Here is a 7,653-nt window from a genome sequence, read left to right as displayed (position 1 = left end):
GGGGCGGCGGGTCGACGGGCGGCTCAGGCAACGGCTCTGGCAACGGCAACGGCAACGGCAACGGCAACGGCAGCGGCAGCGGCGGGTCGACCGCGCCGGCGGGGCCGACGATGAGCCCCGGGGCCGCGCGCGACTACGCCCGCGGTGCGATCGGCGGTTACGGCTGGGGCGACGATCAGTTCTCGTGCCTGGTGTCGCTGTGGAACCGGGAATCCGGCTGGCGAGCGGACGCTCTGAATCCGTGGAGCGGTGCCTATGGCATCCCCCAGGCTCTTCCCGGAGACAAGATGGCCGCCGCTGGTCCCGATTGGCGGACGAACGCCGCGACGCAGATCGCCTGGGGCCTGTCCTACATCAAGTCCCGCTACGGCTCCCCGTGCGGCGCGTGGGCGCACTCCGAGTCCACCGGCTGGTACTGAGTCGCCAGATCACGTGATCTGGTCGAGGTCACGCCTCGTGACCGTCCACGCCGTGCCCGTTCGGCCAGACCACGTGATCTGGGCACCCACGACGGCGATCAGGACGTCGTGCGCTGACGCTGGCGGTCGCCGCGCGTGGGCAGCTCGACGTACCCGTCGTGCTTGGGGAGGATGCCGTCGCCGGCGGTGCGCCCGCGAACTCGACGCCACACCCAGGGCAGGGCGTCGCGGGTCAGCCACCCGCGCTGGGGCACGTCGTCGTCGGCGTGCAGCGCTTCGTCGAGGTCGGACAGCTCTCCGGCGTCCGGCACGCCCAGCGCCTCGGCCGCGCGATAGGCCACCAGGCGGTGACCCCGCGAGCGCAGGTGCACGAGGTCATCGGCCCACAGCGGCAGTTCGCCGATCTCGGCGACCGCTTCCAAGTCGAGCAGGATCGCGCCGTGCGCACGGGCGATGCGACGCAGCTCCACGTTGTAGGCGGCGAAACGGCGAGCGAAGATGCGCGCGGCCGCCCGCCGGGGCAGGAACGTCGTCACCAGGAGCACGTCGGCGCCGGTGCGACGCACGGCGCGAACGGCGGACTCGACCTCGGCCACGAGCGCCGGGATCACCGGCGCGGGACCGACCAGGTCGTTGGCGCCGATGAGGATCGAGACGAGGTCGGGTCGCAGGGCGAGGGCGGCCGGGATCTGCTCGTCGATGAGGTGCCGCACCCGCCGGCTGCGCACGGCGAGGTTCGCGTACCGGAACGGGCCCTCGTCGCTCGTGTGCGCGAGCAGTTCGGCGAGGCGGTCGGCCCACCCGCGGAACTGTCCCGACGGCATGCGCGACGCGTCGCACAGTCCCTCGGTCAGCGAGTCGCCCAGGGCGACATAGCGCGTCCAGCGCCCGCGCGCCCGCGGCGCCGGGACCTCGGGCCGTTGCCCCCCGCGCACGAGCATGCCCTCGTCCATCGTCCTTAACGCCGCAGCCTCGCGGTAGTGCCCGACCAGATCGTGCGTCAGGGCCTCCCACGTGCGTCCGGCCACGGCATCCCGAGCTGCGCGCGCGAACGCCTGCCGCTTCGACTCGTCGCCGACGAGGTCGGCCACGCGTGCCCGCAGGTCGTCGAGGTCGCCCGGTCGGTACAGCCAGCCGTCGACGCTGGAGCGGACGAGGTCGACGGGACCGCCGACGCCGGTCGCGACCACCGGGACGCCACTGGCGAGCGCCTCCTGGATCGTCTGCCCGAAGGTCTCGCTCTCACCGGGGTGCACGAACACGTCGAACCCCGCCATCGTCGACGCCAACGCCGAACCCGAGAGGTGACCGGTGAACACGGCATCCGGAATCGCCTTCTCCAGCGCGGGACGCGACGGGCCGTCGCCGACGACGACCAGACGCGTCCCGGGCAGATCGGCGAGCGCCCGCAGGTCGTCGACCTGCTTCTCGGGGGCGAGTCGGCCGACGTACCCGACGATGCGCTCCCCTCCCGGCGCGACCGCGGCGCGCCAGGCCTCGTCGCGGTGCTCGGGGGCGAAGCGCACGGCATCCACTCCCCGGCCCCACCGGCGCACGCGGTCGACGCCGAGCCCCTCGAGCTGACGCATCGACGCCGACGAGGGCGCGAGAGTGAGCGTCGCCCGGCGGTGCAGCCGCGTGACGTGCCCCGCGACGAGGGCGGTCGCGTGCGGCAGGCCGTACTTCTGGGCGTACGCGATGACGTCGGTCTGGTAGACGGCGACCGAGGGGATCTTCAACGCCTCGGCGGCGGCGAGCCCTTGCCAGCCGAGCACGAACGGGGATGCCAGGTGCACGACGTCGGGGCGGAACTCCCGCAGCAGACCGCCCAGGCGCGCCGCACGGGCGAACACCACGCGGACCTCGGGGTACGACGGCAGCGGAACCGAACGCAGCAGCTCGGCGCGGGCGCCGTGGAGGTCGGCGGTCACATCGCCGGATTTGGGGGCGATCACGAGCGTCTCGTGGCCCGCCTCCGCCAGATGGCGCAGGACATGGAGAACGGAACCGGTGACCCCGTTCATGTGCGGGAGGAAGGATTCGGCCAGCAGCGCGACTCTCACGCCTCCAGGGTGGGACCCGCGGACCTGCGGGGGCGTCGATCCTGGCCCGACGTTCGCGATGTTCACCGGATGATCCGCGCGGGGTCACCGCCTGGACGGCATCGCGTCCCGATCGGCGGCGGAGAGTGACGTGATGGACGGGATCGACGCGTGGCTCGCAGGCGTCGCGGCGAGCCCGTGGGCGCTTCCGGCGATGGCTCTCCTCGTCTTCGCGGACGCGTTCCTCGTCGTGATCCCGGGTGAGGCGGCCGTCACCGCCTTCGGAGCCCTGGCCGTCGCGAACGGCACTCCTCCGCTCTTCGCGGTGATCCTCGTCGCGGGGGCGGCGGCCTTCTGCGGCGACCTGTGCTGCTACCTCGTGGGGCGCGCGGTCGGCGTCGAGCGGTGGCGCTGGATGCGCGGTCCGCGCGTGCGCGGCGCGTTGGAATGGGCACGGGCGCGGCTCGAGCGCAACGCCGCGGTCGTGCTGTTCACCGCGCGGTTCGTGCCGTTCGCCCGACTCGCGGTGAACCTCGCGGCGGGTGCGTCGCGGGTGAATCCGGCGCGCTACCTCGGTGTCGCCGCCGCGGCGGCCCTGGCGTGGGCCGCGTACCAAGCGGTGATCGGTGCGGTCGTGGCCGCGATCGTCCCGGGCGGGCCGGTGGTCGCGGTGATCGTGTCGATCGTGGTGGCCGTGGGCATCGGGGTCGGCATCGACATGGTGCTGGCCCGGCGCGCGCGTCGGCGTGCCGCCAAGGACGTCGCGGCGTAGTCCCTCGGCCGCGCGTCGAATCGCACGATCTCCGCGGCACCCCGGCCGCGAGCTGCGATGGCCGCGAGAGCCCGCGGATCCCGGATGCCGCCACTCCCGGCGTCAGCCGAGCGCGAGCGTCCGCTCGGCCGCGTCGACGAGCGCGCGGCCGTAGGACGGCCCGTGCCCGGCGGCGTGGACGGCGAGCGGATGCAATTGGTGCACGGGCACGCGATCGTGCCAGCCCTCGCGCAGCGGGTGCGCGCGATCGTACGCGTCGACGATGTCGTCGAAGTGGGGGCAGCCGAACAGCGCGAGCATCGCCAGGTCTGTCTCGCGATGGCCGCCGTGCGCCGCGGGGTCGATGAGCACGACCCCCTCGGGCGACCACAGGACGTTCCCCGCCCAGAGGTCGCCGTGCAGCCGGGCGGGGGCGTCGCCGTCGTCGAAAGCCCCGGCGGAGATGAGCGCGCACGCGCGCCGGACGACCGCGGCGCCGGATGCCGAGAGGTTCCCCGCCGCGACGGCGGAGGCGAGGAAGGGCTCGACGCGCTGCGCGGCGTAGAACGCGCCCCACGTCGGATTCGGTCGGGACGGCTGCGACCGACGCCCGATGAAGATGTCGCCCGCCCAGCCCGGTGGCGGAGCGCCGAACGCCGAGGCGCCCGCGTCGTGGGTGGCCGCGAGGGCGGCACCGAACGCGGCCGCGGCGCCCGCGCTCGGGCGCGCCTCGCCGATGCGCTCGAGGACGATGCGCGTCGGTTCGACCTCGATCACGCGCACGGTGCGCGCGCCGCCGGCCTCCGCGAGCCACTCCAGTCCCGCGGCCTCCGCCGCGAAGAACCCCTGCGGCGCGTCGTCCCGGGTCTTCACCAGCCGTTCCATCGCTCCAGTCTGTCGCGATGTCGGAGGTCAGGGGCACGATGGGGCGATGAGCGACGGTTTCGACCCCGACTTCCTCGGCATCCCCCTGCCCCTCCCCTCGCCCGCCGTCGACACGATCCGGCTCGACTACCCGCGTTTCTCGGTGCTGCTCGACCCCGAGCGGCGCTTCGCCGCGGTCACCGGAGTGATCATCGACGGCGTGCGCCTGCAGGACCCGCCGCGCGCGGGCGAGTGGCGGCTCGACCCGCGCGCCCCCGCGACGACCCAGGCCGGCCCCGAGGTGTACAGCCGCAACGACCTCGATCGCGGTCACCTCGTGCGGCGTCGCGATCCCGGGTGGGGCAGTGCGTCCGAGGCTCGGGATGCCACCGCCGCGACGTTCTTCTACCCCAACGCCGCCCCGCAGGCGGCGGGGTTCAACCAGTCGAAGGAGCTGTGGCTGGGACTGGAGGATCACGTCCTCGCCTACGCCGAGAGCACCGACCAGCGGATCGCGGTGTTCACCGCGCCCGTGCTCGGTGACGACGACCCGGCGTATCGCGGCATCCGTGTTCCGTTGCGGTTCTGGAAGATCGCGGTGTGGCGCACCGGCGAGCGCCTCGCCGCGGCGGGGTTCGTGCTCGACCAGACCGATCTCGTCGACACGAGACAGGGACTGACCGTGCCGCCGCTCGGGGCGTTCCGGACGTTCCAGGTGCCGATCCGCGACATCGCCACCGAAGCGCGTGTCGACGTCCGAGACCTCGCCGGCGCCGACGTCCTCGCGCGTCCGGGCGTTCGGCCCGCCGGTGCCCGCGAACTGCGGAGCACGGCGGATATCGTGCTCTGACCCGGGTCAGGCCACCCGCACGGCGTGCAGCACCGTGTCCACGGCCGCGTGGGAATGACCGCCGCGCAGCTCGGCGTCCGCGGTGCCGCGGACCACGCGCTCGCAGCGCTCGACGCGGAACCGCTCGTCGAGGGCACCCCGCAGCAGCTCGGGGGTGTAGAGGATCGCGGGGTCGGAGGGGCCGTGGCCCCCGGCGGCGATGTTCTCGACGTCGTGACCGACCACGACGAGGGTTCCGCCCACCGCGACCCAGTCGGCGATCCGGGCCACCGCCGCCGCACTGTCCGCCAGGTGCAGGTAGCACGACACGACCAGGTCGACGGATGCCGCCGGCTCCCACGCGTGCACGTCGGCGCGCACCCACGACACGGCGTCGCCGCCGGGTCGGTCCGCGGCGATCGCCAGGGCCTCGGCCGAGAAGTCCACCCCCGTGACGCTCCACCCCCGCGCGGCGAGCCACAGCGCCGTACGGCCGTCCCCGGTGGCGACGTCGATCGCCGTGCCGGGGCGCAGCGCCTCAGCGATCTCGCGGACCGTCGCGGGGGGCTCGCTGGCCCACACTCCTCCGGCGGAGGCGCGGTAACGCTCGTCCCACTGCTCGGCATCCATGTCCCTCACCCTAGGGGCCCCGTGCGACGTCGGTGATCGGCACGACCTCCGCCCGGCGCTCCGCCGAGCGGCTGAGGTTGCGCGGAGGGCGCGCCCGGCAGCACGAAGCCCCGCCGCCACGGACGGGCGACGGGGCTTCGGGGGAGATCACTCGCCGGAGAGACCACCGAGGAGGTGTCCGAACGACTTCCCGGCACCGAGGTACGAGGCGGGGTCGAAGGGATCGGCGTCGCGTACGGGCTCCCGGGCGGCGATCGCCTCGGCGAACTCCCGCGCGCCGCGGTCGACGCGCGCGCCCAGCGGGGCGACCTCGTCGGCGGTCGCGCCCCAGTCACTGGATGCCGCGAACACGCCGGTCGGCACGGGGTTGGCGTGCAGGTAGGTGAACAGCGGCCGGATGGCGTAGTCGATCGCGAGCGAGTGGCGGGCCGTGCCGGCGTTGGCGCCGAGGAGGACCGGGGTCCCCGACAGCGCCTGCGGGTCGAGCACGTCGATGAACGACTTGAACAGCCCCGAGTAGCTCGTGGAGAAGATCGGCGTCACCGCGATGATGCCGTCGGCCGAGACCACGGTGTTGATCATCTGCTCGAGGGCGGGCGGAGCGAACCCCGTCAGCAGATTGTCGGTCAGGTCGTGGGCGTAGTCGCGCAGCTCGAACACGTCGGCGGTGGCGTCGATCCCGCGCTGGCGCAGTTCGGCGAGCGCGGCGTGAGCGAGACGGTCGCCGAGCATGCGCGTCGACGACGGCGTGGACAGCCCCGCGGTCACGACCGCGATACGGCGGGCGGTCATGTCAGGCCCCCACTCGGGTCGCGGCGGCACCGAAGGCGCTGCCGGCCTTCGCCGGGGCGTCCTGGTAGGGGCTGCCGGCGGTGAGGTTGTCGCCGCGGTTGGCGCCGGGGACGGCCTGGCGCGGAGCGGCACCGGCGTAGATCTTCTCGACGAGGTTGGCATGCGTGGGCGCGTCGGGAACCTCGGCCGGGCGGTTGACCTGGAACTCCTTGCGCAGTGCCGGGACGACTTCGCCGCCGAGGATGTCGAGCTGCTCGAGCACGGTCTTGGTGGGAAGACCCGCGTGGTCGATGAGGAAGAGCTGGCGCTGATAGTCGCCGAACGTCTCGCGCATCGCGGCGTAGCGGTCGATGATCTGCTGCGGCGAGCCGACGGTCAGCGGCGTCATCTCGCTGAAGTCCTCGAGGCTCGGGCCGTGGCCGTACACGGGCGCGTTGTCGAAGTAGGGGCGGAACTCCCGCACCGCGTCCTGCGAGTTCGCGCGCATGAACACCTGGCCGCCGAGGCCGACGATCGCCTGCTGGGGAGTGCCGTGGCCGTAGTGGGCGTAGCGCTCGCGGTACAGCGTGATGAGGCGCTGGTAGTGCTCCTTGGGCCAGAAGATGTTGTTGGCGAAGAAGCCGTTGCCGTAGAACGCGGCCTGCTCGGCGATCTCCGGGGTGCGGATCGAACCGTGCCACACGAACGGGGGAACGCCGTCCAGCGGACGAGGGGTCGAGGTGAAGCCCTGCAGGGGCGTGCGGAACTTGCCCTCCCAGTCCACGACGTCCTCGCGCCACAGCTTGTGCAGCAGATCGTAGTTCTCGATGGTCAGCGGCAGGCCCTGACGGATGTCCTTGCCGAACCAGGGGTAGACGGGGCCGGTGTTGCCGCGGCCGAGCATGAGGTCGGCGCGACCGCCCGAGACGTGCTGCAGCATCGCGAAGTCCTCGGCGATCTTCACCGGGTCGTTCGTGGTGATGAGGGTCGTGGAGGTCGTGAGGATGAGGCGCTCGGTCTGCGCGGCGATGTACGCCAGCGTCGTGGTGGGCGACGAGGACCAGAACGGCGGGTTGTGGTGCTCGCCGAGCGCGAAGACGTCGAGCCCGACCTCTTCGGTGTGCTTCGCGATCGTGAGCGTGTCCTGGATGCGCTGGGCTTCGCTCGGGGTCTTGCCGGTGGTCGGGTCCTGGGTGATGTCGCTCACCGTCATGACACCGAACTGCATCCCGGGCCAGTTGGTCGTCTCGTTCACGATGCCCCTCCTTTTTGTATGCATCTGAATATACATGGGAGAACGCCTCCCGCGGGGTTTTATTCCGCCCTACCCCATCGGCATCCCCCGAC

The 7,653-nt window shown here is 72.8% G+C and carries 8 protein-coding genes; 3 read left to right on the top strand and 5 right to left on the bottom strand.

Features of this window, described 5'->3' with window-relative positions:
* Positions 1 to 419: aggregation-promoting factor C-terminal-like domain-containing protein (locus FE256_RS16970; RefSeq protein ID WP_502704866.1), on the top strand; the 419-nt coding region annotated here is incomplete at its 5' end.
* Positions 420 to 517: 98 nt separating this feature from the next.
* On the opposite strand, the gene FE256_RS16965 is transcribed toward FE256_RS16970, so the two are convergent.
* Positions 518 to 2,482, bottom strand: a complete 1,965-nt coding sequence (locus FE256_RS16965; protein WP_138177997.1) for a GDSL-type esterase/lipase family protein — start codon at positions 2,480 to 2,482, stop codon at positions 518 to 520.
* 133 nt (positions 2,483 to 2,615) lie between these two features.
* Here FE256_RS16965 and FE256_RS16960 point away from each other — a divergent pair, with 133 nt between their 5' ends.
* Positions 2,616 to 3,233 carry a DedA family protein gene (locus tag FE256_RS16960; RefSeq protein WP_138177995.1) on the top strand — a complete coding sequence of 206 codons (618 nt, stop codon included), beginning with the start codon at positions 2,616 to 2,618 and terminating at the stop codon, positions 3,231 to 3,233.
* Positions 3,234 to 3,335: 102 nt separating this feature from the next.
* Here FE256_RS16960 and FE256_RS16955 read toward each other — a convergent pair whose 3' ends face one another.
* Positions 3,336 to 4,097: a fructosamine kinase family protein gene (locus tag FE256_RS16955; RefSeq protein ID WP_138177993.1), complete on the bottom strand. Its 762-nt coding sequence runs from the start codon at positions 4,095 to 4,097 to the stop codon at positions 3,336 to 3,338.
* Between the two features lie 46 nt (positions 4,098 to 4,143).
* Here FE256_RS16955 and FE256_RS16950 point away from each other — a divergent pair, with 46 nt between their 5' ends.
* On the top strand, positions 4,144 to 4,926 hold the full coding sequence (locus tag FE256_RS16950; RefSeq protein ID WP_138177991.1) for a DNA/RNA non-specific endonuclease: 783 nt from the start codon (positions 4,144 to 4,146) through the stop codon (positions 4,924 to 4,926).
* 6 nt (positions 4,927 to 4,932) lie between these two features.
* Here FE256_RS16950 and FE256_RS16945 read toward each other — a convergent pair whose 3' ends face one another.
* The 3 genes from FE256_RS16945 to FE256_RS16935 form a co-directional block, all read right to left on the bottom strand.
* A complete protein-coding gene (locus FE256_RS16945; RefSeq protein WP_138177989.1) occupies positions 4,933 to 5,535 on the bottom strand; it encodes a class I SAM-dependent methyltransferase in 603 nt (200 codons plus the stop codon).
* Between the two features lie 147 nt (positions 5,536 to 5,682).
* Positions 5,683 to 6,327 (bottom strand): CE1759 family FMN reductase, encoded by a 645-nt coding sequence (locus FE256_RS16940; RefSeq protein ID WP_138177987.1) that lies wholly within the window; start codon positions 6,325 to 6,327, stop codon positions 5,683 to 5,685.
* A 1-nt stretch (position 6,328) separates the two neighbouring features.
* Positions 6,329 to 7,534: an LLM class flavin-dependent oxidoreductase gene (locus FE256_RS16935; RefSeq protein ID WP_171024398.1), complete on the bottom strand. Its 1,206-nt coding sequence runs from the start codon at positions 7,532 to 7,534 to the stop codon at positions 6,329 to 6,331.
* Between the last annotated feature and the right edge of the window lie 119 nt (positions 7,535 to 7,653).

The sequence above is a fragment of the Microbacterium sp. 5K110 genome (assembly GCF_005774735.1).
Classification (GTDB): Bacteria; Actinomycetota; Actinomycetes; order Actinomycetales; family Microbacteriaceae; genus Microbacterium.
The sequence above is the reverse complement of the archived record's forward strand: the minus strand, read 5'-3'. Positions and strand labels throughout refer to the sequence as shown.